Origin of the sequence: Egbenema bharatensis FJBBOT/2019, from assembly GCF_048077055.1 — a bacterium.
GTDB classification, from domain to species: Bacteria; Cyanobacteriota; Cyanobacteriia; order Elainellales; family Elainellaceae; genus Egbenema; species Egbenema bharatensis.
On the sequence record NZ_CP182236.1, the window covers coordinates 5320701 to 5343402 of the forward strand.

At 50.4% G+C, this 22702-nt stretch carries 22 protein-coding genes, 1 tRNA gene and 2 pseudogenes; 10 read left to right on the forward strand and 15 right to left on the reverse strand.

Annotation, left to right across the window (positions count from 1 at the left end; all coding sequences use genetic code 11):
- The first annotated feature begins 249 nt into the window (after window positions 1–249).
- Together metH and ACM1PF_RS24695 are read left to right on the forward strand one after the other, a co-directional pair.
- Window positions 250–3957 (forward strand): methionine synthase, encoded by a 3708-nt coding sequence (gene metH / locus ACM1PF_RS24690; RefSeq protein WP_416668140.1) that lies wholly within the window; start codon window positions 250–252, stop codon window positions 3955–3957.
- Between the two features lie 36 nt (window positions 3958–3993).
- Window positions 3994–4611, forward strand: a complete 618-nt coding sequence (locus ACM1PF_RS24695) for a Uma2 family endonuclease (RefSeq protein ID WP_416668143.1) — start codon at window positions 3994–3996, stop codon at window positions 4609–4611.
- Here the strand turns inward: ACM1PF_RS24695 and ACM1PF_RS24700 are convergent.
- Entirely contained in the window at window positions 4590–5405 is an 816-nt protein-coding gene (locus ACM1PF_RS24700; protein ID WP_416668146.1) for an MGMT family protein, read from the reverse strand. The two genes, ACM1PF_RS24695 and ACM1PF_RS24700, sit on opposite strands and share 22 nt — an antisense overlap.
- 392 nt (window positions 5406–5797) lie before the next feature.
- On the opposite strand from ACM1PF_RS24700, the gene ACM1PF_RS24705 reads away from it, so the two are divergent.
- Entirely contained in the window at window positions 5798–6046 is a 249-nt protein-coding gene (locus ACM1PF_RS24705) for a hypothetical protein (RefSeq protein ID WP_416668148.1), read from the forward strand.
- Here the strand turns inward: ACM1PF_RS24705 and ACM1PF_RS24710 are convergent.
- The 6 genes from ACM1PF_RS24710 to ACM1PF_RS24735 form a co-directional block, all read right to left on the reverse strand.
- Complete coding sequence (locus ACM1PF_RS24710) at window positions 6043–6189, reverse strand: hypothetical protein (protein ID WP_416668149.1); 147 nt, start codon at window positions 6187–6189, stop codon at window positions 6043–6045. The genes ACM1PF_RS24705 and ACM1PF_RS24710 overlap by 4 nt on opposite strands.
- Before the next feature lie 117 nt (window positions 6190–6306).
- Window positions 6307–6615 carry a hypothetical protein gene (locus ACM1PF_RS24715; protein ID WP_416668151.1) on the reverse strand — a complete coding sequence of 103 codons (309 nt, stop codon included), beginning with the start codon at window positions 6613–6615 and terminating at the stop codon, window positions 6307–6309.
- A gap of 1 nt (window position 6616) precedes the next feature.
- Window positions 6617–8431: a hypothetical protein gene (locus ACM1PF_RS24720; protein WP_416668154.1), complete on the reverse strand. Its 1815-nt coding sequence runs from the start codon at window positions 8429–8431 to the stop codon at window positions 6617–6619.
- A gap of 2 nt (window positions 8432–8433) precedes the next feature.
- Window positions 8434–8811, reverse strand: a complete 378-nt coding sequence (locus ACM1PF_RS24725; RefSeq protein WP_416668157.1) for a calcium-binding protein — start codon at window positions 8809–8811, stop codon at window positions 8434–8436.
- A gap of 114 nt (window positions 8812–8925) precedes the next feature.
- Window positions 8926–9327, reverse strand: a complete 402-nt coding sequence (locus ACM1PF_RS24730) for a hypothetical protein (protein WP_416668159.1) — start codon at window positions 9325–9327, stop codon at window positions 8926–8928.
- Window positions 9287–9370, reverse strand: a tRNA-Ser gene (locus ACM1PF_RS24735). The genes ACM1PF_RS24730 and ACM1PF_RS24735 overlap by 41 nt, the downstream gene beginning before the upstream one ends.
- 187 nt (window positions 9371–9557) lie before the next feature.
- On the opposite strand from ACM1PF_RS24735, the gene ACM1PF_RS24740 reads away from it, so the two are divergent.
- Complete coding sequence (locus tag ACM1PF_RS24740; protein WP_416668162.1) at window positions 9558–9917, forward strand: hypothetical protein; 360 nt, start codon at window positions 9558–9560, stop codon at window positions 9915–9917.
- Window positions 9918–10047: 130 nt separating this feature from the next.
- On the opposite strand, the gene coaE is transcribed toward ACM1PF_RS24740, so the two are convergent.
- The 3 genes and pseudogenes from coaE to ACM1PF_RS24755 all read right to left on the reverse strand — a co-directional run bounded on the left by coaE (window position 10048) and on the right by ACM1PF_RS24755 (window position 13587).
- Window positions 10048–10728, reverse strand: a complete 681-nt coding sequence (gene coaE / locus ACM1PF_RS24745) for a dephospho-CoA kinase (RefSeq protein WP_416668164.1) — start codon at window positions 10726–10728, stop codon at window positions 10048–10050.
- Between the two features lie 70 nt (window positions 10729–10798).
- Window positions 10799–12496 (reverse strand): annotated as a pseudogene (gene cobA, locus ACM1PF_RS24750) (uroporphyrinogen-III C-methyltransferase).
- Window positions 12497–13002: 506 nt separating this feature from the next.
- Window positions 13003–13587, reverse strand: coding sequence for a pseudouridine synthase (locus ACM1PF_RS24755; protein ID WP_416676787.1), 585 nt, complete (start codon window positions 13585–13587; stop codon window positions 13003–13005).
- A gap of 191 nt (window positions 13588–13778) precedes the next feature.
- Between ACM1PF_RS24755 and ACM1PF_RS24760 the strand changes: the two genes are divergently transcribed.
- The gene (locus tag ACM1PF_RS24760) at window positions 13779–14087 is read left to right on the forward strand and encodes a hypothetical protein (RefSeq protein ID WP_416668167.1); all 309 of its coding nucleotides are present in this window, start codon (window positions 13779–13781) and stop codon (window positions 14085–14087) included.
- A gap of 315 nt (window positions 14088–14402) precedes the next feature.
- Window positions 14403–15044, forward strand: a complete 642-nt coding sequence (locus tag ACM1PF_RS24765) for a DUF4126 domain-containing protein (protein ID WP_416668169.1) — start codon at window positions 14403–14405, stop codon at window positions 15042–15044.
- Between the two features lie 80 nt (window positions 15045–15124).
- On the opposite strand, the gene ACM1PF_RS24770 is transcribed toward ACM1PF_RS24765, so the two are convergent.
- The 4 genes from ACM1PF_RS24770 to ACM1PF_RS24785 form a co-directional block, all read right to left on the reverse strand.
- A complete protein-coding gene (locus ACM1PF_RS24770; RefSeq protein ID WP_416668170.1) occupies window positions 15125–15484 on the reverse strand; it encodes a type II toxin-antitoxin system RelE/ParE family toxin in 360 nt (119 codons plus the stop codon).
- Complete coding sequence (locus ACM1PF_RS24775; RefSeq protein ID WP_416668172.1) at window positions 15474–15737, reverse strand: type II toxin-antitoxin system RelN family antitoxin; 264 nt, start codon at window positions 15735–15737, stop codon at window positions 15474–15476. Before ACM1PF_RS24775 ends, ACM1PF_RS24770 begins: the two co-directional genes overlap by 11 nt.
- 95 nt (window positions 15738–15832) lie before the next feature.
- Window positions 15833–16900, reverse strand: a complete 1068-nt coding sequence (locus ACM1PF_RS24780) for a WD40 repeat domain-containing protein (RefSeq protein ID WP_416668174.1) — start codon at window positions 16898–16900, stop codon at window positions 15833–15835.
- Between the two features lie 35 nt (window positions 16901–16935).
- Entirely contained in the window at window positions 16936–17907 is a 972-nt protein-coding gene (locus tag ACM1PF_RS24785) for a CobW family GTP-binding protein (protein ID WP_416668177.1), read from the reverse strand.
- A 231-nt stretch (window positions 17908–18138) separates the two neighbouring features.
- Here ACM1PF_RS24785 and ACM1PF_RS24790 point away from each other — a divergent pair, with 231 nt between their 5' ends.
- From ACM1PF_RS24790 to trxB, 3 genes and pseudogenes are all read left to right on the forward strand, one after another.
- Window positions 18139–19002: a methylated-DNA--[protein]-cysteine S-methyltransferase gene (locus ACM1PF_RS24790; protein ID WP_416668180.1), complete on the forward strand. Its 864-nt coding sequence runs from the start codon at window positions 18139–18141 to the stop codon at window positions 19000–19002.
- Window positions 19003–19159: 157 nt separating this feature from the next.
- A complete protein-coding gene (locus tag ACM1PF_RS24795; protein ID WP_416668182.1) occupies window positions 19160–19423 on the forward strand; it encodes a hypothetical protein in 264 nt (87 codons plus the stop codon).
- Window positions 19405–20783 (forward strand): annotated as a pseudogene (trxB, locus tag ACM1PF_RS24800) (thioredoxin-disulfide reductase). Before ACM1PF_RS24795 ends, trxB begins: the two are co-directional and overlap by 19 nt.
- 61 nt (window positions 20784–20844) lie before the next feature.
- On the opposite strand, the gene ACM1PF_RS24805 reads toward trxB, so the two are convergent.
- Window positions 20845–21681, reverse strand: coding sequence for a 16S rRNA (uracil(1498)-N(3))-methyltransferase (locus ACM1PF_RS24805; protein WP_416668185.1), 837 nt, complete (start codon window positions 21679–21681; stop codon window positions 20845–20847).
- Window positions 21682–21993: 312 nt separating this feature from the next.
- Between ACM1PF_RS24805 and ACM1PF_RS24810 the strand changes: the two genes are divergently transcribed.
- Window positions 21994–22227, forward strand: a complete 234-nt coding sequence (locus tag ACM1PF_RS24810) for a photosystem II protein, Psb35-related (protein ID WP_416668187.1) — start codon at window positions 21994–21996, stop codon at window positions 22225–22227.
- The last annotated feature ends 475 nt before the right edge of the window (window positions 22228–22702 follow it).

The following is a 22702-nucleotide window of genomic DNA, read 5'->3' on the forward strand; positions in this document are numbered from 1 at the left end:
GACTAAACAGTTTAGTTCATGGGCGGAGTCCTATTGTTTTCTAGCAATGCACCAGTTGCAATTCACCCTGATCGTTGATGGTAAACGGCTACCCTCAGCGATCGCTCTAGTATTGAGTCAATGTCATATTAGCTAGAGAGTAAAGCTAGCAATAAGGTTAGCCCATGCTGTTTCCAGATCGGGATTGAGATTGATAAGCTAGAAGCTAGCGAAAACTCAGTCTGGCATTGACTTAAGGCAAATCTCGATATGACTCACCCGTTTCTGTCCCGGCTCCACAGCCCCGATCGCCCCGTCATCGTCTTTGATGGCGCAATGGGCACCAACCTTCAGGTGCAGAACCTGACCGCAGAGGATTTTGGTGGAGCTGCATATGAAGGCTGTAATGAATATCTGATTATTACCAAGCCAGAGGCAGTGGCAACCGTCCATCGAGACTTTTTGGCAGCCGGAGCAGATGTGATCGAAACAGACACCTTTGGTGCAGCGTCGATCGTCCTGGCAGAATACGATTTAGCCGATCGAGCTTACGAACTCAACAAGAAAGCGGCTGAGTTGGCGAAACAATGTACCGCTGAGTTTTCCACTCCGGAAAAACCCCGTTTTGTGGCCGGGTCGATGGGCCCCACCACGAAGCTTCCGACCCTGGGACATATTGACTTTGATACTTTGAAAACTGCCTTCATTGAGCAAGCCGAAGGGCTGTTTGATGGCGGAGTCGATCTATTTTTGGTGGAAACCTGTCAGGATGTGCTGCAAATTAAAGCGGCGTTGAATGCGATCGAAACGGTGTTTGCCCAGAAGGGAGAACGTCGTCCCCTCATGGTGTCCGTCACGATGGAAACCACCGGAACCATGCTGGTTGGTTCCGATGCCGCTGCCATGTTAGCCATTCTGGAACCCTACCCGATCGACATTTTGGGGCTGAACTGCGCCACAGGACCCGATCGTATGGCAGAGCACATCCGCTACCTTTCCGCCAATTCCCCCTTCGTCATTTCCTGCATCCCCAACGCCGGTATCCCTGAAAACGTCGGCGGTCATGCCCACTACAAGCTGACCCCGATGGAGTTACGAATGGCTCTAATGCATTTCGTCGAAGATCTCGGCGTTCAAGTCATTGGCGGCTGCTGCGGCACGCGCCCCGATCACATCCAGCAACTCGCAGAACTCGCTCCCACCCTCACTCCCAAAGCGCGTCCTGTAAGGGTGACCGGGGGGCAGCCCACTGCTTCGCCGAAGCAAGCTACAATCCTCAGTCCTCAGTCCTCAGTCCTCAGTCCTCAGTCCTCAGTCCCCACTCCCCGTCCTGCCTTCCAATACACCCCTGCCGCTGCCTCCATCTATTCCGCTCAACCCTACGAGCAGGATAATTCCTTCCTGATTGTGGGAGAGCGGCTCAACGCCAGTGGTTCCAAGAAGTGTCGGGAAATGCTGAATGCAGAGGATTGGGATGGGTTAGTGTCCCTGGCTCGATCGCAGGTAAAGGAAGGGGCGCACATCCTGGATGTGAACGTGGATTACGTTGGGCGGGATGGCGTGAAGGATATGCATGAGCTGGTGTCACGGTTGGTGACGAACGTGAACTTACCGTTGATGCTGGATTCCACCGAATGGCAAAAGATGGAAGCTGGATTGAAGGTGGCAGGGGGTAAGTGTATCCTGAACTCCACCAACTATGAAGATGGGGATGAACGATTTTTTAAGGTGGTTGAGCTTGCCAAGCAGTACGGTGCGGGGATTGTAGTCGGAACGATCGATGAAGAGGGAATGGCGCGATCGGCGGAACGAAAATTTGCCATTGCTCAACGAGCCTATCGAGATATTTTAGAATACGGCATTCCAGCTCACGAGATTTTCTATGATCCGCTAGCTCTACCGATTTCCACGGGGATTGAAGAAGATCGGGTAAATGGGAAAGAAACGATCGAAGCGATTCGCTTAATTCGGGAAAATCTACCGGGAGTCCATGTTCTATTAGGGGTTTCTAATATCTCCTTTGGTTTGAGTCCGGCGGCGCGGATTGTGCTCAACTCTATGTTCCTGCATGAGTCGATGGCGGTAGGACTGGATGCGGCGATCGTCAGTGCAGCGAAGATTCTGCCGATTGCCAAAATTGAACCGCAGCATCAGGAAGTTTGTCGGCAGCTCATCTATGATCAGCGCAGGTTTGAAGGGGATGTCTGCGTTTATGATCCCCTGACGGAATTAACCACTTTGTTTGAAGGGGTTTCTGCCAAGGAAGCGCGGGGTTCCAGGGAGTCCCTCAAAGATTTGCCGATCGAGGAGCGATTAAAGCGGCACATTATTGATGGGGAGCGGATTGGACTGGATGAAGCTTTGACGGAAGCTCTGACGCAGTACGCCCCGCTAGACATCATCAACACATTCCTGCTGGATGGTATGAAGGTGGTGGGTGAGCTATTCGGTTCCGGGCAAATGCAGCTTCCCTTTGTATTGCAGTCGGCGGAAACGATGAAGTCCGCAGTGGCGCATCTGGAACCGTTCATGGAGAAGGAAGATTCCAGTCAGGCGAAGGGGATTGTGGTGATCGCCACCGTGAAGGGAGACGTTCACGATATTGGTAAAAACCTGGTGGATATTATTCTCACCAACAATGGCTATCGGGTGATCAATTTAGGGATTAAACAACCCGTTGATAATATTATTGATGCCTATTTTGAACACAACGCCGACTGTATCGCCATGAGCGGTCTACTTGTGAAATCAACCGCCTTCATGAAGGAAAACCTGGAGGTGTTTAATGAGCGGGGGATTACCGTTCCCGTGATTCTGGGAGGGGCTGCCCTCACGCCCAAGTTTGTCCATGAGGATTGCCAGAACGCCTACAAGGGCAAAGTGATCTACGGCAAGGATGCTTTCTCCGATCTGCATTTCATGGATAAGCTGATGCCCGCCAAGGCGGCTGAGAATTGGGACGACCTGAAGGGCTTTTTGGATGAGGCTGGGGCAGCGGATGGGGCAACGGATGGGGCAGCAGTTGTTGGCTCAAATGAGTCGAAAGAAACGGATACGGAGGGTGGAGAGGCTGATCGGGCGGTGGCGGTAGCGGCTGCGGTAGAGGAACCCAACGAGGAACGATCGACAGCGGTTGCCATTGCCATCGATCGCCCGACTCCGCCTTTCTGGGGGACAAAGATTCTGAATCCAGCGGATATTCCTTTAGAGGAAGTGCTGGGGTATCTGGATTTGCAGGCTTTGATCGCCGGACAGTGGCAGTTCCGCAAGCCCAAGGAGCAGTCGCGGGAAGAGTATGATGCCTTCCTTCAGGAGAAGGTGTATCCGGTGTTGGAGCAGTGGAAGCAGCGCGTTGTGGAGGAGAATTTGCTGCATCCCCAGGTGGTATATGGCTATTTTCCCTGTCTGGCGGAGGGTAATGCGTTGCACCTTTATGATCCGATCGCTGTCCAGGAAGGACAGGCTCCAACTGAGCCAATTGCGACATTCCAATTCCCGCGCCAGAAATCGCTGCGTCGCCTGTGCATTGCCGATTTCTTCCAGCCGAAGTCTGAGGCTCCAACCGCCTACGATGTCTTTCCGATGCAGGCGGTGACGGTGGGTGAGATTGCCACTACTTTTGCGAAACAGCTATTCGAGTCGGATCAATACACGGACTACCTCTACTATCACGGTCTGGCGGTTCAGGTGGCGGAGGCACTGGCGGAATGGACTCACGCCCGAATTCGCCGGGAACTGGGATTTGGCGCGAATGATCCAGCTAACATCCGGGATGTCTTAGCCCAACGCTATCAAGGTTCTCGCTATAGTTTTGGCTACCCGGCTTGCCCGAACATTCAGGATCAGTACATATTGCTGGATCTGCTTCAGGCGGAACGGGTTGGACTCCATATGGATGAAAGTGAACAGCTTTATCCAGAACAGTCCACCACGGCGATCGTGGCGTATCATCCGACTGCAAAGTATTTCAGTGCGTAGAGGTCTTTATTGAATCGCAAGATGAGGTCAACCTCAATGATCCAGGCACTCCAGCAACCGACTTCCTTTGACGACTTTGTTAAGTGGCTTCCGGCAACCTCTGAAGGTCATTACGAGTTACATCGAGAGGTAATTGTCGAAATGCCCAAACCGCGAGGAAAACACTCTGAAGTGGCTGGATTTGTGGCGGCTGAACTCAACTTTGCCATTCGTCAGCAACAATTGCCCTATTTCATTCCTAAAGAGTGTATCGTTCGATCGCGGGATGGCACCTCTGGCTATGAACCGGATGTGATTGTGGTAGACCGCACTGCTTTAGCCAATGAGCCACGCTGGGAGAGAGAATCAGTCCTGACCTCTGGAGAAACGATCAAGCTGATTGTGGAGGTGGTTTCGACGAACTGGCAGGATGATTACTCCCTGAAGCTGACGGATTACGAAGCCCTGGGCATTCCGGAATATTGGGCGGTAGACTATGCAGGACTGGGTGGACGGCTCTACATTGGCTATCCCAAGCGTCCAACCCTTTCCATCTACAACCTGACGGATGAGGGAGAATACGAGGTTCAGCAGTTTCGGGAAAGCGATCGCCTGTGCTCTTCCACCTTTCCCAACCTCAATCTGGTAGCAGATCAGGTGTTTGCTGCGGAATAACTGGCGGTTGAATCCTGGTGTTCATCCCTCTGATGTCCACCGTGGAAAGTAATCCAGCGGGCTTGCCAAAGATAATCCTCCAGCAATACGCTTCCCGTTTCCTGAACCCGAACGCCCTCAGCTTCTAGCCGCTGTTTCTGATCCCGCACATGGGCTGTGATCTCACCGCTTGTGTTTAAAACGCGATGGGCTGGATAGCCTGAATGATCCGCCTTCTGGAGGTATTTTGGCAGCGCGCGGAAATAGCCGTTTGCAACTCCGATACTCGTAATCACCTCCCGATAGGTCACGACCTGACCGACTGGAATCTGGGTCAAAAAATTCAGGAAGCGATCGAAAGGCTTTTCAGGTAAGGCAGGAAAGGCATCGGGATGAATCACAAACCGATCGCCTACTGTCAGCGTCCCCCCGGCAACCACTACCCCTAAGATGCCGCGTTTTCCGGCTAAATCCTTTAAAGATTTGACTAGATGGGATACCGTTTTGCAAGGTTCACAGTATAGGGTTAAACCGATGGCAACTTGATTACTAAATTCCAGGATGGAACCCGGTTTGAAGGATCGATCGCTGCCATGAATCACAATGTTTTCCCGCAGGTCTCCGGGTTGAAGTGAGAGATCCAGTAAATCCTGTTCCTGGACAATTAGCACCTGTCTGGGACTGAGCGGATCCGCATTCACATCGCCCGCAATTCCTCGTCCTCGTTCAAGCTGTAGCGTGGTCTGCTCCACCATCGGCGCAGTGTGCTGGAGCTTAGAAAAAAGATGCAGGATAGAACCGCTCGAAACTGACATAGCGTTACGCCAGAAATGAGATGAGGCGATCGAGGTTTATCATTCTACTGCGAATTTTACCTGGATCATTCGCAACAAAGTATGAAGCACCGCAGCGATCGTATCGATTTTAACTTGATTTAGAAAATCATTGATGGTAGTCTCGTCAACAGTCATCTTTGGGGTTGCAAAACTGGAAAGGTGATGGACGACCTGGAGACGAATTCTTCAGCGGAGGCCAAGCGTTGCCTGGCAAGCGAATACGCTCAACCTCCTAACCTCAGACTACCGAAGCTAGTCCTTGGCTAGGGTGTATGATAACACCCGACGCTCTTAGCTTGTGCTGTCTGAAAAGCTGGGAGCTAGTCTCTGGGGTTTCTTCAAACCCTGGAATACAAGGAGATTCACAAAATATGTCTGATAAACTGTTCGGTCAGCCTCCCAGTGGCGATCGGCTGATTTCTCCTGCCCGTCGTTCCGTAAAAATTCTGATGATCGGTCAACCCGATGATGTAGAAATCACGATCGCGCGTTTGTACCATTGTGGATTCTGCCGCGTCGAAGATTGGTCACGTCCTTTACCCTACGTGCAGATTCAGGAAGCCACCGTCAGAGAACCCGGCGAAATCATGCGAATCTATAAGCGATCGATGAGTCTCTAACTGATCCGGTTTGCATTCTCAAATCCGATCGTTTCTGGAGTTTCTGGAAGCGATCGGACTTGGGTGATGGGTAGGGGGTGATGGGAAGGAACGATCGTTGCTCTTGCACCAGAACACTTGCGGTGACAGGCGTTATCCCACACGTTCAGCGCACCGATGATTACCGATTTTGATGCGTTCTCATCCTCGTGATTGGGTCACGGCTCTACGGGCACAATGCACGATCGCTTGAAATGTGCAATGCTGATATTCGCTCATTGTCAGTTTCCCCTTGCTGATTTAGAAAATGAAACACTCATCGCTTGGTAGCCTTTCAGATCAAAAGTCCAAAAGTTAAACTCGCTCCAAATCTCATCAATGACTTTATACTGAGCTGTTGTTTTCATGGTGAATTCGGTGATCAAAGAAATGCATTCGCGCGATGTTTTTGTAAGAGAATCGCCTGTTTGAGTCGCTTGCACAGTGATACTCTTTGGATGATTTGTTAGCGTGGATGCTGCCATTCTCAAACTATCAAGATCTTTTTCTTCAGGTGGAATATCAACTTCAATGATGACTTTTACATTCATATCAGCTTAACCCCGCTTGTTTCATCGCTTTCCATAGGTTACTGCGTCGCTGGTGAACATCACGCCACTCAGCTAAAAGCATTTCATAGTTTTGGGGAGATAGTTCCTTCAAGGCAACCATCCACCTGACATGATTGGTATAGTCAGATTTAGCAGCAGCCTCTGGTTTGGGAACAAAATTCTGTAGATGGGTTTTCCAGTAATTTATAACCTGCTCTAACAAATCAGCAGCAGCATGTTGTTTGAGATAGTCTTGTCGTGATTGATCGTTCTCCGTCAAACGATCTTGAGGATATATAACGACCTGATAAAACTGAGGATATTCAGATTTTCCGTTATTCCGAATATCAGTCAAATCTTTTGTCAGCAATCGCAGCAGATCATAGTTCTCACCGAGTTGCTGTTGCTTTGCAGGGAGGTGAGTGAGCCATTGCGTCATTTGCTGCTGAAACCAGGGTGCTCCTTTTTGTGAGTCAGCAACACTATCAATTAGCCAGGGAACCCACCAGCTATCAACGGGTTTAGCTCTCCCGTATTCTCTCCAAGTTTGCGGTTTCGTTCGACGATCGACTAAATCTCGCCACGATGTGAACAGGGCTTGACGAGCGGGTTCAGCTAGGGGAGTCTCAGCAAAGGCTTTAAACATAGCAGACCAATCAGCCCATTGAGCCATTGCAATTTGCTGGATTTCCAGGGCATGGGCGCGATCGGTTTGATTTAGTCCCTGTGCCGTTTGCTGATAGTAGCGCAGCAATTGACCTGCACTGATTTGTTCACCTTCGTAATAGAAGCCTGAGGTTGCAATCAGGAGCGTGGCTTCAGGTGCCCAGTTTGCTTGGGCGCGATGAGATTTCAATCGGGAATGGATTGTTTCTTGAATCACCGTCAAACTCTCTGAGTAGTTCTGTTCCGCCAACAAAGCTTTGATAATCGGCAAGCCATTCTCCCACTGCTGCGGGATTGTTGTTCGCAGATTGTCCAGATAGCGATCGGGTGCGTATTGCTCAACTAGGTGCAGATAAAGCTGATGCCAGTGAGAGTTTGTATCGCTCAGTATGTGTTTCCAGAAGGCTGCCTCACGTTCAGTTGTCAATCCTGTCAGAATGCACTGTTGATCGGCTTCAGACAACTGAGTGAAGAAGTTAAACAGAGTATCACTGTCCAGTTCTATTTCCTGAAATTGCAGTTCACATTCTCGAATGTGGTGAGCAAATTGAAATGCATTCCGTTCCTGCGCCTGAGCCACGAACCATTCCCATTGCAATAAACAATCGGTTAAATGATTCTCTAAATACAGCCCATCGGTCAATTCCATCCAGTCTTCTAACCCTTCTGAAATAGCTGATTCTGCTTCCAGGAGAACGGGAACGAAGCCTTGATTGGGGGTAAACTCATGCTCAAATGCCGTTTGGAGCAGCGATCGCATTTGTGCCGCAACTCTTTCTAAATCTTCGCTAAAGGTGGTTGCATCAAAATAAGGCGGTTCCCAGTGAACCTCCTGAAGGATATATTTTCCACTTTCCTCTAAAGCTTCTGAAACAATGTCATCCCATTCTTGCCAGAGTTCAGACCAGATCTGCGCCTGTTTTGCCAGAGAAACGATTTGCGTGGCAGATGCTTCTTCAGTTGACTTAGGATCAGTTGACTCCGGAACAGACGATGGCAGCAGAATTTGCCTGACGGCTTGCTGGGTGTTTTCAGGAATTTGGGCGATCGCCTTTTCCTGCAACTCAGGTGACAGCACCGTGAATAGTGCATCTAGCAGTTGACCTAATTCCGGTTGGGTTAACGCATTCAGCAGACGATCGGATTTCATACTCACCCCAGTTGATATCCCTGCTCCATCCAATAGTGCCAATCTGCGATCGCTTCTTCCGTTTCGTCATCTACATCAACGCCTTCGATTTGAACCAGGGGCACTGCCAGTTCTCGCTCCATCCAGCGGATAACGACAAACATTTCTTGCTCACAATCATCGGTAGGAGCCATTTCGATCACATCTACCACTTCTTTGAGCTTTAGAGGAGAAATTTTGCGTTCTAGAATACACTTGCCTTGAAATGGAAAGCCGATCTTATCTTGGAGGTAATAGTACCATCCCATTGCCTGCTCTTCCGGATCATAAGCATCGACGATCGCCTCCATTGCGATTCGTTCTTCCCGCTCTTCATCCTTTTGACCTTTTCTTTTTGGCATATTGCAACCTCTGACTGGGATACCGCATTATAGTAAGGTCTGCAATGGGGTGCAATTCGATCGACTGAGAGAATTAACAGTTCTTACGAGCATTACGAGCATTCCCTCCCTGCTTCAAGTCAAGTCTCGCTGTTGCAGCATTGAAACTAGCTTGCGCTTACGGGTATGGGTTTGGAGCAGCATGGTGCGATACCGTTTCCATTCCTCCTGTTGCCCCAACTGAAGATAGGCAGCCCGGACTCGACGCAGCCAGTTAATTGCATGATAGTAATACTGGGCTTTACCGTCATTCATAATCGACTCGGCACGACGACGGGCGTTTTCAATCACCCAGTCAGGACGATGGGGAACGAGCGCATTATGTCCGTCACCCTGCTCAAGAAATTTGTCTGCTTTTTGAATAATCTCTCGAATTTCATCCAGCGCAGGCTCATCATCCCACTGCCCTACAGACTGATCGATAATTCGCTCAACACGGAGAGGGTGGGATTCGAACCCACGGTCCTCATCGGACACTCGATTTCAAGTCGAGCGCATTCGACCACTCTGCCACCTCTCCAGGGTGCGATTAAAATTCTAGCCTAAATTCTTCCCCTGAGCCAATCGAACCGAAAGGCATAGGCTAAAATATTTTTCCTCCTATCTACAGACTTGCAGGTTCTCTCAGGTGATAGAGGCTTTTTGCTCAGTAAATTTTTATGATCTAGGTAAGTTAAGAAACCACATAGCTTGGATCGAGGACTTATATGAATAGCGACTCAAGGCATAAAGAGAACCAGGAAATTAAGCAGCCGATGGCGGCTGATGAGGTTGATCCTAAACAAAAGCAGGAACAGAAAGAAGAATTAGAAAGAGCAGGGAATAGCCTGACCATTAACCCTGGCGATCGCATTGATGAAAGTAAATCGCTAGAGGAAAAAGCGAAGCAGGTAGCGGTGGATGCGCCGGACATTACGGGCGATCACATTGTAGTCCCCACCTATTTCGTAGTGGATACCCCGGAAGGTGAGCAGAAAGCTCTCCACCACGTCAAAGATGCTGAAGAAATTTCAGATGTGATCCGGCAGGCTCGAATGGATGAAGATGGAAACCGGAAATGGTCGTAATAGAGGTTTTGATGCGTTTTGATTTTTACTGATGCATCGACTGTCACTATCGGTTCCCACAGTATAGACAAGTGATCATCGACTGACATCAATCAATCATCAACCTTGCATAAATTACCTACCGATCGGTTTACTCCAGGGAATCGATCGGTTTTGCATCGTCCCATGATCGCATCGGTTGAGGGGAGCTGAGAGCCCGATCGACCTGCTGATATAGCTTTGCCAAACCAGAAGAATTATCAATCACTACATCCGCCTGCTCCACCTTTTTTTCGATCGCCATTTGGCTATCAATGCGCAGTTGAATTTGCTCTAGGTTAAGGCGATCGCGGTGCATGAGGCGTTCTCTCTGCTGATCGGCTTGCGATCGAACCACCCAGATTTCTGTAACCAGATCCGTCATACGGGCTTCAAATAACAGGGGAATCACTAATACCACGGTCGAGTAGGATGGAGCTAAACGATTCAGTTCAGTCAGCATTCGATCGCGGACAAAGGGATGAACCTGCTGTTCTAACCAAATTCGCTCTGCTGAAGAATTAAAAACAATATCTCCTAACCGACGGCGATCGAGGGTGCCATCGGACAACAGCAGGGTGGAACCATACCGATCTACGATTTCCGATAACACTGCCGAACCTGGCTCAACCGCTTCCCGAGCATAGAGATCTGCATCCAAAACTGGCAAATGATGCACCGTTGCCAGATAATCTGAAACTGTGGTTTTGCCCATCCCCACCCCACCCGTAATCCCAATAATGCGCTGAGGATGGGATCGATTGACTCCCTGATGATTGGATTGACGTACCAAGCTGCCTCCACCTCACGTAACTTGTTTCCTGATTGAACCACCCGTTCAACCCTGATCGAACCCACCCGACCTAACCCACTGTGGCCCACTTCACAATAGCCTGAGTTAACCCTTCCAGGGTGTAATCCTCGGCTTCGATGTCCACTCGTCCCAGTAATTCTCGACAGGTGATAGAGGTTTGTGGCCCGATGGAAGCAATTGCAGGCAAAGCCTCCAGAAACGGCAACGCGAAGCTCTCGTCCGGCTCCTGACCTCTACTGCCCAATCTTCGCCCTCCAATCATGTGACAAAAACACCGAACAGTTTTAGAACTTGCAAAGGTGAGAACATCGATCGCCCCTTGATGTAAAGACTGCCACACATCCGTGGGGACGGTTTTAGCACAGCCCGACTCATAGGCCGGAACTTCAACCACTGCTGCGCCTCTATCCGTAAATTCTTTGACCAGCACCGTTCTCCCGCCCGTTTCTACCCTGGGGAATAATAACTTCAGCTCAGCCAGACGATCGTTCTCTGGAAAGCCCTCCACCAGGGCATCCGCCACAAAATTAGGGGGAATGTAATCTGGATAAAGTCCGCGCTTGCGAAGGCTTACAGCCGTCTTCTGTCCCACAACTGCAATTTTGATCTTGGATAAATCGTGAGCACTATAGCCCAGCGTGGTAAGGCGATCGAAAAAAGCATCCACACCATTCGCAGAGGTTAGTATCAACCAATCAAATTTGTGCAAACTGCCGATCGCCTGATCCAACGGTTCCCAGGTGGATGGGGGAGTAATTTCCAGGGTGGGCATTTCTAAGACTGAAGCTCCCTGCTCCTGGAGTAAGACGGTAAACTGGCTGGATTGACCTGCCGATCGGGTCACGAGAATTGTTTTTTGGTTGAGGGGCAGCATGACGATAGGGGCGGGATGAAGTTAACGGGGGTTTACCAAATGAATCGTATCTGAATCGGAACCACGATGGAAAGTACAAATTAAACACTATGGTCTGAATTTGCAGGCGGTGAATTTGAACTAGCTTTCCCCCTCTCCCTCCGATTCTTGCACCCCCAACAAAAACGGACGCAACCGCACCACTTCACCAATGACAATGACGCACGGCGAAAGGCTCTGACGGCTGGTTTGCTGCCCGATCGTTTCTAAGGTGCCAACCCAAACCTGCTGCTGCGGTTGTCCAGCCCACCGAATGATGGCGATCGGCGTTTGGGGCGATCGACCATGCCGTTGGAGTTGCTCAATGATCTCCGCTAGCGGTTTTGCTCCCATCAAGATGACGAGGGTATCAATTCCTGCCAGACTCTCCCAATTCAACTGATCGGGAGCATGGGCACTCAACACCACAAAGCATCGACTCAAGGCGGGATCCGTGAGCGGAATACTGGACAGGAGGGGAGCAGCCAGGGCCGAGGAAAGTCCAGGAATCACCTCAAAGGCGCAGTCTGCCTGAATCAAGGTTTCAATTTCAGCCGTCGATCGCCCAAAAATAAATGGATCACCGCTTTTCAGGCGCACCACCTGTCGCCCCATCTGACACTGCTCAACCAGTAGTCGATTAATCTCTGCTTGAGAAATACTGGGTTGTCCACCCCGCTTCCCCACTTCTAGCTTCAGGCAATTCTCTGGGACGACTTGCAGCAGGGTTTCATCTACCAGGGCATCGTAAACCAGGACTTCAGCTTCCTTGAGCAGGTGGTAACCCCGCACGGTCAAATAATCCACACTTCCAGGGCCCGCCCCCACCAGATACACCTTGCCCCTGCCACTCATATTCCCTCCCCTCCTCTCCACGATCGTCGGTTGAAGCAGCACCAGAAATTATAATGATGAGTGCGCATCGGAATATAGCCGGTCAGGCGAAAAATTTTGTGGTTCGTCAGAAAATTATCCTGATTTCAACTGGATCGCTGGATATAAAGAAATGGTAGATGCACCCTGATTCATTCCCTCTGGGCACTCAGTCCAGAGGGTTTTTTGAACCCTAGTATGCTTCTAGAACTATGATCATCTAAGTTCAGCTCGATTTATCGATTGGATTCAATTCAGCAACGATCGCCTCAGTCTTTTCTGGATACAGATCAGCATACCCTGGAGTAACTTACTCTAGATATCTCCCATTACTTCTGCCATTCAAACTCGATTCTCAGTACCATACCCGATGCAGGGATTAGATACTTCACCCGCAGCATCTGCACGATCAGGGTTCTGCCCCTCATGATTCCCGACAACGAACGCAGGTGGCTGAGTGGCATCCCTTAGTGATTGTTGCCCCAGACTCACCCCATCCGCAACAATGGAGCTAACTCTACATCGGTTAAATCCCGCCACTGTCCCGGAGCCAGCGCCTCCAACCGCAGGTGGGCGATCCCCACTCGAACCAGACGCAGCGTTGGGAAACCAATAGCAGCGGTCATGCGGCGTACCTGACGATTGCGCCCTTCCGTCAGAGTTAGTTCTAACCATGACGTGGGAACAGACTTCCGATAGCGAATCGGAGGATTGCGGGGAGGCAGATCCGGTTCAGCCAGGAGCCGATGAACTTTAGCCGGGCGGGTGCAGTAGTTTTGAATCTTGACTCCCTGACGCAGGGGTTCCAGGTCTGCTTCCGTGGGACTTCGTTCCACCTGTGCCCAATAGGTACGAGCATGAGCAAAGCGAGGATCCGTGAGCCAATGCTGAACTCGCCCATTGCTGGTCAGCAACATCAATCCTTCGCTGTCTCGATCGAGCCGTCCGACGGGATACACTTCTGGCACCGCAATAAAATCCTTGAGGGTGAGGCGATCGACTGCCGTTTTTTCATCAGTAAACTGGGAGAGAACGTCGTAGGGCTTGTAAAATAAGAGGTAGCGATCGGACACCATCAGAGTCAGGGCAGGAAAAAGGATATCGACTAGCTTAATGGTTTTTAACAAAAACTTCTATTTTTGCTGCTGATAAAACAAGTTTAATGAAGAAACATTTCAACCCTTTAAAAAGGTTTAGATAATGTACCAATCGATCGCATTCCCCTTTAATCTAACTTTAATAAGCATATTGCTGGGGTAACGATATGGACATGAAAAATTATCGGGTAATTTGTACCCTTACCTTTGGCGACGTTTACGGTCAGGTTATCGTTTGGCTGGGAGTCATTTTTGTGAGCCTGGCTTCTGCCCTGGCACTCATGGGAGCAAGTCGCCCGGTGTATGCCCTGGCTACGGTCGGGCTAATTCTGGTGCTCTCCCTGCCGTTTCTGCTGTTTGCCTTTGTGACCACCTTAATTAACCATATTGAGCTGGCAGCGGTTGATCCGGCAAAGCAAGCACGGTCTAAGTCTGCCCCTAAGTCGACTCAAAAAACGGCTCAGGCGGCTGGATAATCAGGCTGCTAGATAAAACGATCGCGTTTTAAGAAAACTTCGTTAGTTTGCTCAGGCAGGGTGCATTACTGTACCCTGATTTTTTGCACCTGGATTTTAGTGGTCGCAACCAAAATATTCTATTTTTTCCATCGCTCCATCCCCTGCGGCCCTGCCTAGAATAGAGGTAAGTAGATGCACTGCTCCTGAGCCATCATCACTCCTGAACCGTTATTACTCCGGAGCAACTTGAGTTCCCCAGATCATGTCATTTTCTCTTCTCAGTTTTCTCTTCTCAGAAGTGTGGGTTCAGATATAAATGTCCGATAAATTGCATTGAAGACCAATGCGGAGGTGCGAGTGGAAACTTTGAATCAACTGGTTGGGTTAGAGCCGTTCCTGGAGATCTTACTAGCCATTAGCTTAAGTGTCGCGACAGGCTTCAGAATATTTATTCCCCTCCTGGTTCTCAGTGCCGCCGCCGTGCTTGGGCATTTTGATTATCCTGCTGAACTAGATTGGTTAGAATCTTCGCCAGCCCTCATCGTCCTATCGATCGCCTGTCTTCTGGAAATTGCTGGATACTATGTTCCCTGGTTTGATAACGCACTGGATATCCTGGCAACTCCATCTGCCATTATTGCCGGTACGATCGTCGCAGCTTCCGTTATGCCGGATCTCGATCCGATCGCCCAATGGACATTCGCTCTGGTGGCTGGTGGAGGGGCTGCCGGGCTGACGAAGGGGTTAATGACGACGGTGCGAAGTATTTTCACCGCTGCTTCTGGTGGATTCGCCAATCCCATCTTTTCGACTCTGGAGCTGGTAGTTGCAACAACCCTGGCCCTGCTGGCGGTTCTGGTGCCTGCCCTGGCGATACTACTGGTCTTCGGGATTCTGGTGGTTGCGGTACTGCAACTGCGACAATTGTTTGCTAAACCGTCTTCTCCCCGCTCCGACCAAGCCCCTTCAACCTAGTACTTGGCAGCAATACCCCTTAAGTTAAACGCAATGAATCAGTCAGGGGTTATACCCTTCATTTCATTCCTTTCAAACGATTATTCACCTAATTCCGCTTCCGCACGAGCTAAAATTTCTCGAATCTCCGTTGCGCTGATATCTGAGCGATCGGATTTGGAATAAATCGTGATGAGCAAAACTTGTGTTGCAGTTTTAAGGTAGTAGAGCACCCGATAGCCGCCACTTTTACCTTTTTGTACATCGCTGTTTCTGACTCTAACTTTGAAGACAGCGTAATCTAAATCAGGAATTTGATCGCCTAAAACTTCACCCGCTTCCAGTTGTGTGATCATTGGCTGAATGTCCAACCGAATCCGACGGTAGCGTTTGGCAAGGCGGCTAATGTCTCTTCTGAAACGCTCAGTAAAGCGAACTTGAACAGATGGACTATTCGACATCTAATCCATCCCAAAGCTGGGAGACAGGGTAAGTTTTTCCAGTCAGGGCTTGTTGCCAACCTTCACGAATCCCTTCGACGACCCTATCAATTGGCTCGTCATCTGGATCGCTTTCCAGCTTTTCATCCATTTCTCCCTCTTCAGGAACTAGAACAATAATACGGACACGACGATGGGGAATTAAGTTCAGGGGAAGATCGAGATCCAGTTGACCTTTATCGTTAATAGTAGCTGTAGTTTCAATCGCTTTCATGGAGCTTGTCGGGGTTTGTCGGCAATTCGATCATGGCACCAATCAGTACAACATTAAAGAAATAGGACATCAATCATCACAGATATTGCGACTCGCTAACGACCAAACCCTCGACCGCGACTCATCAGCTTCCAGATCAACAGTTCCCCCTGTTGCCCTCCTGCCGCCAGCATCTTGCCCTGTGGCTGCCACTGCACGCAGGAAAATCCCCTGGGCGCACCTTCCAAAATTTGTACGGCCTGCCCCCGTTGCCAGAGACACAGCCACCCATCACTTGCCGCCGAAGCCAGCAGCAATGAATTCGGCTGAAAACCGATCGCCTGTACCGTTGCACTGTGCAAATCTAGAACGGTTGCCTCCCAGCCGAGCTGATCATCTTCTGCCTTATCCCAGAGGATCACCGCTTCACCGCTAATCGCCGCCAGTTGGGGAGCATTATTCTGGTGGGGCATATCTGACCAGGCAAGCTGCCGCACCTTTCCCGGAAATCCCTGCATCTGCCAGGGGTAGGGATTACTCCAATCCCAGACAATCAGCGTTCGATCGAGGTTGCCCGCAGCGAGATATTGCCCATCCCTCGACCAGGCGATCGCTACACTTGCCGTTGGTAGTTCCCGCACTTCCGGTTCCGCATCCCAGTCCCGACAATTCCAGGCTTTGACTCCGCTTTGACCACTGACCGCCAGGCAGGTTCCCTGGGGATGCCATGCCAGGTCTAAAACCGAAGATTGTTCAAAGTGGAGGGTTGCCACCACTGCCTGAGTTTTTGCCTCCCAGACCTGCGCGTATCGTCCCAGGCTAAAGGCTAATTCAGGGCGTTGGGGATGCCAGCAAAGGCGATCGACCCAAACGCGAGGCTGTTCTAAGGTTGCAATGGGTTGAAAGCTCTCTGGTGCGTCCATCTGCCAGATATGCACCGTCCCCGATTGCCCCCCCGCCGCCAAAAATTGATCATCCGCCGAAAAAGCCAGACCATCGATCGAGGCAGCTTGCCCGGTTTGAAACTGAAGCACCACCTGCCACGAGGCAGTAGACCATACCATCAGCTCACCCGCTGCCGAAGCCGCCGCCACGTATTTTCCTGTGGTAGACCAGGCAAGGTTCGTTACGTAATCCTTCAGTTCTGCCTGCCAGCACGATTCCAAAAGGTTTTGCTTAATCATAATCCGTAGCGCAGATAGCTCGCCTGCCAGTCACCCTACCGTAAACAGCTCCGAAAACTTTCTCGTAAGGATGCCTCATCCAAATTCCGACCGATGAACACCAGTTCATTTTTCCGTTCCTCATTTGCTCTCCAGGGTCGATCGCTAATGCCGCTAAACAACATATGCACTCCCTGAAACACATATCGTGTTTCTTCCCCAGCAATATTCAGAATCCCCTTCATCCGGAAGATATCTGTCCCCTGATTCCGGAGTAAATTGGCAATCCAGGTATTGAGTTTTTCCAGGTCTAATTCGCCCCGTTCCACCAGCGCGATCGAATACACCGTTTCATCATGTTCATGGGCTGTTTCATTGAGAAATTCAGGATCAATTGATAATGCCCGATTTAGATCAAAAGCACTCACCCCCAGAATCGCATCCATTTCCACCTGGGCATCCTGAGTCCGGTAAATTTTTGCCATCACATTCATCGATCGAATCCGGCGTTCCAGTTCATCCAATTCTTCGGGTTTGACCAGATCCGTTTTGTTGAGGAGAATGACATCAGCAAAGGCAATTTGCTCCTGAGCTTCATCCGCCTCCCAGTGCTGCCAGATGTGCTTGGCATCAACAACGGTAATGACGGCATCCAGCATTGTCTGAGACTGCATCTCATCATCGACAAAAAAGGTTTGGATCACCGGGGCCGGATCGGCCAGTCCAGTGGTTTCAATCACCAAATGATCAAATTTATCTCGGCGGTGCATCAGGTTGCCAATAATCCGAATCAAATCTCCCCGCACCGTGCAGCAAATGCAGCCGTTGTTCATTTCAAAAATTTCTTCATCTGCATCCACCACTAGCTGATTATCAATCCCGACTTCACCAAACTCGTTGACGATCACCGCAACCTTCTTGCCGTGTTCGTGGGTCAGAATCCGATTGAGCAGCGTTGTTTTGCCTGCTCCCAGATAGCCAGTGAGTACCGTAATGGGAACCATATCGGTCAGTTCAGTTGCGACCATAAACCTTTTCCCTCTGTAAAATAACTAAAATTGTAAACCGATTAAAACGATAATCATTATTGGCGCGATCGATGTCCCTACTTTACCAAATGCATCCCCGTTAGGATCGCATCTTTAGTTTTTGTGAGGGTATCTCATACTGCAAGAAATACCGCAAGAAACGGGTGGCATTGCCTTCGGGCGATCGATACAGTGAAGGGGATAGGACTGACATGGAAATCGGTGCATTGCATGAAACCCTTGATAGAAGCCACGACCTACAATAGCGAAACCTACGGGCAGATTGCCAGAGCGATCGCGTTCATGCGTCAAACTTATCTGGATCAGCCTGACCTGGCAACGGTGGCCCAGCAGGTTCACCTCAGTGAATCTCACTTTCAGCGCCTCTTCACCCAATGGGCCGGGATCAGCCCCAAGCGGTTCTGGCAATATCTCACCGTAGAATATGCCAAATCAAAAATTGCTGAAACAAAAAGCCTGTTGGATCTGACGGTCGATATAGGATTATCCAGCCCCGGACGGCTCCATGATTTGTTTGTCAAGCTAGAAGCCATGTCGCCAGGTGAATTCAAGGCAGGGGGAGCGGGATTACAGATTCAGTATGGACTGCATCCTTCCCCGTTTGGTGAATGTTTGATTGCAACCACCGCTCGCGGCATCTGTAACCTTCAGTTTTTGGATTCCTTTGACCCCAACACGGTGGAATCACTGCTGCGATCGGAGTGGCCCAACGCTGAGATTGTGCGGAATCAGTCCGCAATTCAGGCGATCGGCGATCGAATTTTTCTACCCACCGTCCCACCCAGTCAACCCTTAAATCTTTTCGTCAAAGGCACCAACTTTCAGATTCAGGTGTGGCGGGCCCTGCTGAACCTTCCCCCTGGCGGAATCACCACCTATCAAGGGTTAGCCCATGCGATCGGTCGGCCAACGGCAGCTCGGGCGATCGGTAATGCGATCGGACGTAACCCCGTAGGATATCTGATTCCCTGCCATCGGGTGATTCGAGAATCTGGGGAACTGGGGGGCTACCGCTGGGGATTGGATCGTAAAACTGTCCTACTAGGGTGGGAAGCCAGTCGTTGTGAGCAGTGAAGGAACTATAGCCGTAATACCTCTTTTCTCCCAGGCAAGATGCGCTACCTTTCCCAAACAAGATGCGCCACCTCTTACAGGCAGACAAGCCTTTCTCAGGCAGGCAAGATGCCTGCGCTACCTCTTCTGGGCAAACAAGCTTTCTCAGGCAGGCAAGATGCCTGCGCTACAGCATTCCCTCCTGACCCCCGACTCCCGACTCCCGATTTCCCACTCCCCACTCCCCACTCTCCACTCCTCACTCCTCACTCCTCACTCCTCACTCCTCACTCCTCACTCCCCACTCCTCACTCCTCACTCCCCACTCTCCACTCCTCACTCCTCACTCCCCACTCCTCACCCCATTCCCCTCAGCCGCAAAATAGGCTATACTATCCGTAGTCGTTATGAGTTCATATATTTATGTCAAACCCAACGGTAGAAAATGTCGTCATTATTGGTTCTGGGCCAGCCGGCTATACGGCTGCAATTTATGCAGCGCGGGCAAACTTAAAGCCGTTTGTCTTTGAAGGATTCCAAGCGGGAGGACTACCGGGTGGGCAATTGATGACCACAACCGAGGTGGAAAACTTTCCTGGCTTCCCAGAGGGCATCACGGGGCCAAATCTGATGGATCAAATGAAAGCTCAGGCAGAGCGATGGGGAGCTGAACTGGTGACTGAAGATGTCACCTATGTGGATTTCAACCAGCGTCCGTTTGTGATTCGCTCTGAGGAACGCGAGGTTCGGGCTCACAGTGTTGTGATTGCCACAGGAGCCACTGCAAAGCGGTTAGGTTTGCCCAGCGAGCAAGTTTACTGGAGTCATGGCATTTCCGCCTGTGCGATCTGCGATGGAGCCACGCCAATTTTCCGCAATGTCGATCTGGCGGTGATTGGTGGGGGTGACTCGGCGGCGGAAGAGGCGATCTACCTGACCAAGTATGGCTCCCATGTCCATATGCTGGTGCGGGGCGATGCGATGCGGGCCAGTAAAGCGATGCAAGACCGGGTTCTGAGAAACCCCAAAATTACGGTGCATTGGAATACTGAGGCGATCGATGTCTATGGGGAAGCGGGTCGAATGACCGGACTCAAAGTTCGCAATACTCAGGATCAAACTGAAAGCGAACTCCCAGCCAAGGGCTTATTCTACGCGATCGGCCATACTCCCAATACCTCCCTCTTCATTGGTCAAATAGAACTGGATGAGGTAGGCTATGTTGTCACTCGCAACCACGTAGAAACCAGCCTGGAAGGGGTATTTGCCGCAGGTGATGTCCAGGATCACGAATTCCGTCAGGCGATCACGGCAGCAGGAACGGGTTGTATGGCGGCGATGCTGGCCGAACGCTGGCTCTCTGCAAACAACTTGCTGCAAGAATTCCATCAAACGGAAGCCTCCGAGCGTCCCAGGGAAGCAGCAGCGCATAAAACGGAAGCTGAACAGGCCGCAGAATTCGATCTGACCGAACCCACCATCAAGGCGGCTATGCCCTACGGAAGCTCTACCACGAAAGCGATCGGCTGATCATGGTGAAGTATGCTTCTCCCACCTGCGGACCCTGCCATACCCTGAAGCCGATTCTGGGCAAACTTGTGGATGAGTTTGATGGACAAATCCACTACGTCGAAATCGACATTCAGGACGATCCAGATATCGCTGAATCGGCTGGGGTAACGGGCACTCCAACGGTGCAGTTCTTCAAAGACAAAGCGATGGTCGGCGAACTCAAAGGCGTGAAGCAAAAGAGCCAGTATCGACAGTTTATTCAGGAACAGATCGCAGTTCCAGTGGCTTAGGGATGCGAGCTAAATCAGCTGAAATGTTTGTGGGGTAGGCATCTTGCCTGCCCTCTTCTTTTTACCCCTCTTCCCCCAACCGATCGCCCAATTTTAGGAAAGGGGTAGACGCAATCAGCGACATCGCCACGATCGGAGCCGTCACCGATCGCAAAATTTGCCGTCCCAACGAAACGGGCTGATACCCTACCTCGATCGCTGCATTCACCTCTGCTTCAGTCCAACCACCTTCGGGGCCAATGGCAACCGTGAGGGTGGAAGGGAGCGAGGAAGCGTTTGAGGCAGAGTGGCTGAATTCAAAGGATTCTCCAGGGTTAGATAGTATTGCTCTGGATTCCATTAAGCACTGCAACAGGTGAGGATAGTCCCCTCGCGCTTCACACAGGTAGCAAGGAGAGCAGGTCGCGTTCCAATTTGCCAGAACCTCTGTCCAGGTGTGGGGGGCAATAATTTCAGGAATGATCTGCCGCTCCGATTGTTCAGAGGCTTCCTGGGCAATGCGCTGCCAGCGATCGAGTTTGTGGGGACTGGGTTTCAAAACGGTTCGTTGGCTGATAACGGGAATAATCTGGCTGACCCCCAGTTCAGTCGTCTGTCGCACAATGTCTTCCATACCGGATTTGGGCATGGCGATCACCAGATTGACTACCACGGGAAGTTCGGTTGGAGCAGCGATTGGTTCTAAAACATTCGCCTGAGTTGGATCAGGGGTCAAAACCGCTAGCCACCAGTCCTGTCCATCCATCGCAATAAATCGATCGCCAGCTTGCAAGCGTAAGACTCGCCCAAGGTAGTGCTGCTGTTGGGGAGTAAGGGCAATTTTTGAGCCAGAAAACTGACTGGAAAACTGACTGGAAAACTGACTGGGGGCAATGACAAGACGCTGAAGTTGAGGCATAGTAGGTTAGATCAGCCGCAGGTTCGGTTAGCCGTAGATTGAGCAAGTAGCAGGTTCGGTCAGCACTACTTCTAATTCCTCGCAACCCATATTGCGGTTTTGTAACAGAATTGTTATATTTATTTACATAAAGTTGCAGAAAGTTACAGAGAAGTTCTTAAGAAACGATCAGTACAGGTTTTGGCAAGGTTTGAGGATTTTGACGGATGGAGTCTTTAGATATTGGGAGTATCGGGTGCCCTGTTCCAGCCAAACCATCGATCCAGCCATTTGATTCAAACAATATTCGAGCAGCACAGGAGGAAAACTATCATGATCACGATTTTAATTGCGCTATTCGCTCTGGGTTGGGTTGCAGCGGCTGTAATTGGAACCCAAGCCTACTTCCGGGGTGAACAAACCAAGCCCATCCACGAACGGAACTGGCGATCGGCATCCTTTGAGCAGTTGGCAGAATCCTTCACCGGGGTAGAGACAGACTACAACAATCGGGTGCCTGCCTACCGGATGGATGCCTATAGCAGCCAGATGCTTCCAGACGCATAAGCACAGCGATTAACTCAAGTTTCAACGCGAACCTCATTTTTCTAAACCTCATCCCGTCCCTGGTGTCTCACTGGGGATTTTTTGACTTCCATGACTAAGGGACGCAAATTAAATAACTCCGATTTTTTCTGTACGGGCGTACTGCTGTGCGCCCCTTCTGAAGACTAAATTTTCGATTTTATTTAATCCGCGTTCCTAAGGACTAAGCCCCCCAGCATAGCTGCCAGGAGGCTGCTCCCCTATCCGAAAGGGATTAAGGTAAGTATGCCCTGATTTACCTGGATGTCAACAGCATCCAGGGTAGGAGAGTCGAGTTAGAAAACTGGAAAGAGAAGCCTCCCCTTTTGCCGCAAAGTGAAGCTTAACCTACCCCGAACCGCTTCCAGGTGGAAGGAAAAGGGCTGCAAATTTGGGCTTAGAGCAGCCAGATAAGAACTTTTCACATTTCTTAATATGAGACTCAGAACGCAGGATA

Coding starts and splice junctions, on each gene's coding strand:
- ACM1PF_RS24715 (WP_416668151.1), bottom strand. CDS start 6,615: ATGAATGTAAAAGTCATCATTGAAGTTGATATTCCACCTGAAGAAAAA.
- ACM1PF_RS24785 (WP_416668177.1), bottom strand. CDS start 17,907: ATGGTCGCAACTGAACTGACCGATATGGTTCCCATTACGGTACTCACT.
- ACM1PF_RS24705 (WP_416668148.1), top strand. CDS start 5,798: ATGTCTGATAAACTGTTCGGTCAGCCTCCCAGTGGCGATCGGCTGATT.
- ACM1PF_RS24795 (WP_416668182.1), top strand. CDS start 19,160: ATGCCTGCGCTACAGCATTCCCTCCTGACCCCCGACTCCCGACTCCCG.
- ACM1PF_RS24790 (WP_416668180.1), top strand. CDS start 18,139: ATGAAACCCTTGATAGAAGCCACGACCTACAATAGCGAAACCTACGGG.
- ACM1PF_RS24720 (WP_416668154.1), bottom strand. CDS start 8,431: ATGAAATCCGATCGTCTGCTGAATGCGTTAACCCAACCGGAATTAGGT.
- ACM1PF_RS24725 (WP_416668157.1), bottom strand. CDS start 8,811: ATGCCAAAAAGAAAAGGTCAAAAGGATGAAGAGCGGGAAGAACGAATC.
- ACM1PF_RS24740 (WP_416668162.1), top strand. CDS start 9,558: ATGAATAGCGACTCAAGGCATAAAGAGAACCAGGAAATTAAGCAGCCG.
- ACM1PF_RS24810 (WP_416668187.1), top strand. CDS start 21,994: ATGATCACGATTTTAATTGCGCTATTCGCTCTGGGTTGGGTTGCAGCG.
- ACM1PF_RS24695 (WP_416668143.1), top strand. CDS start 3,994: ATGATCCAGGCACTCCAGCAACCGACTTCCTTTGACGACTTTGTTAAG.
- ACM1PF_RS24770 (WP_416668170.1), bottom strand. CDS start 15,484: ATGTCGAATAGTCCATCTGTTCAAGTTCGCTTTACTGAGCGTTTCAGA.
- ACM1PF_RS24700 (WP_416668146.1), bottom strand. CDS start 5,405: ATGTCAGTTTCGAGCGGTTCTATCCTGCATCTTTTTTCTAAGCTCCAG.
- metH (WP_416668140.1), top strand. CDS start 250: ATGACTCACCCGTTTCTGTCCCGGCTCCACAGCCCCGATCGCCCCGTC.
- ACM1PF_RS24760 (WP_416668167.1), top strand. CDS start 13,779: ATGGACATGAAAAATTATCGGGTAATTTGTACCCTTACCTTTGGCGAC.
- ACM1PF_RS24780 (WP_416668174.1), bottom strand. CDS start 16,900: ATGATTAAGCAAAACCTTTTGGAATCGTGCTGGCAGGCAGAACTGAAG.
- ACM1PF_RS24805 (WP_416668185.1), bottom strand. CDS start 21,681: ATGCCTCAACTTCAGCGTCTTGTCATTGCCCCCAGTCAGTTTTCCAGT.
- ACM1PF_RS24775 (WP_416668172.1), bottom strand. CDS start 15,737: ATGAAAGCGATTGAAACTACAGCTACTATTAACGATAAAGGTCAACTG.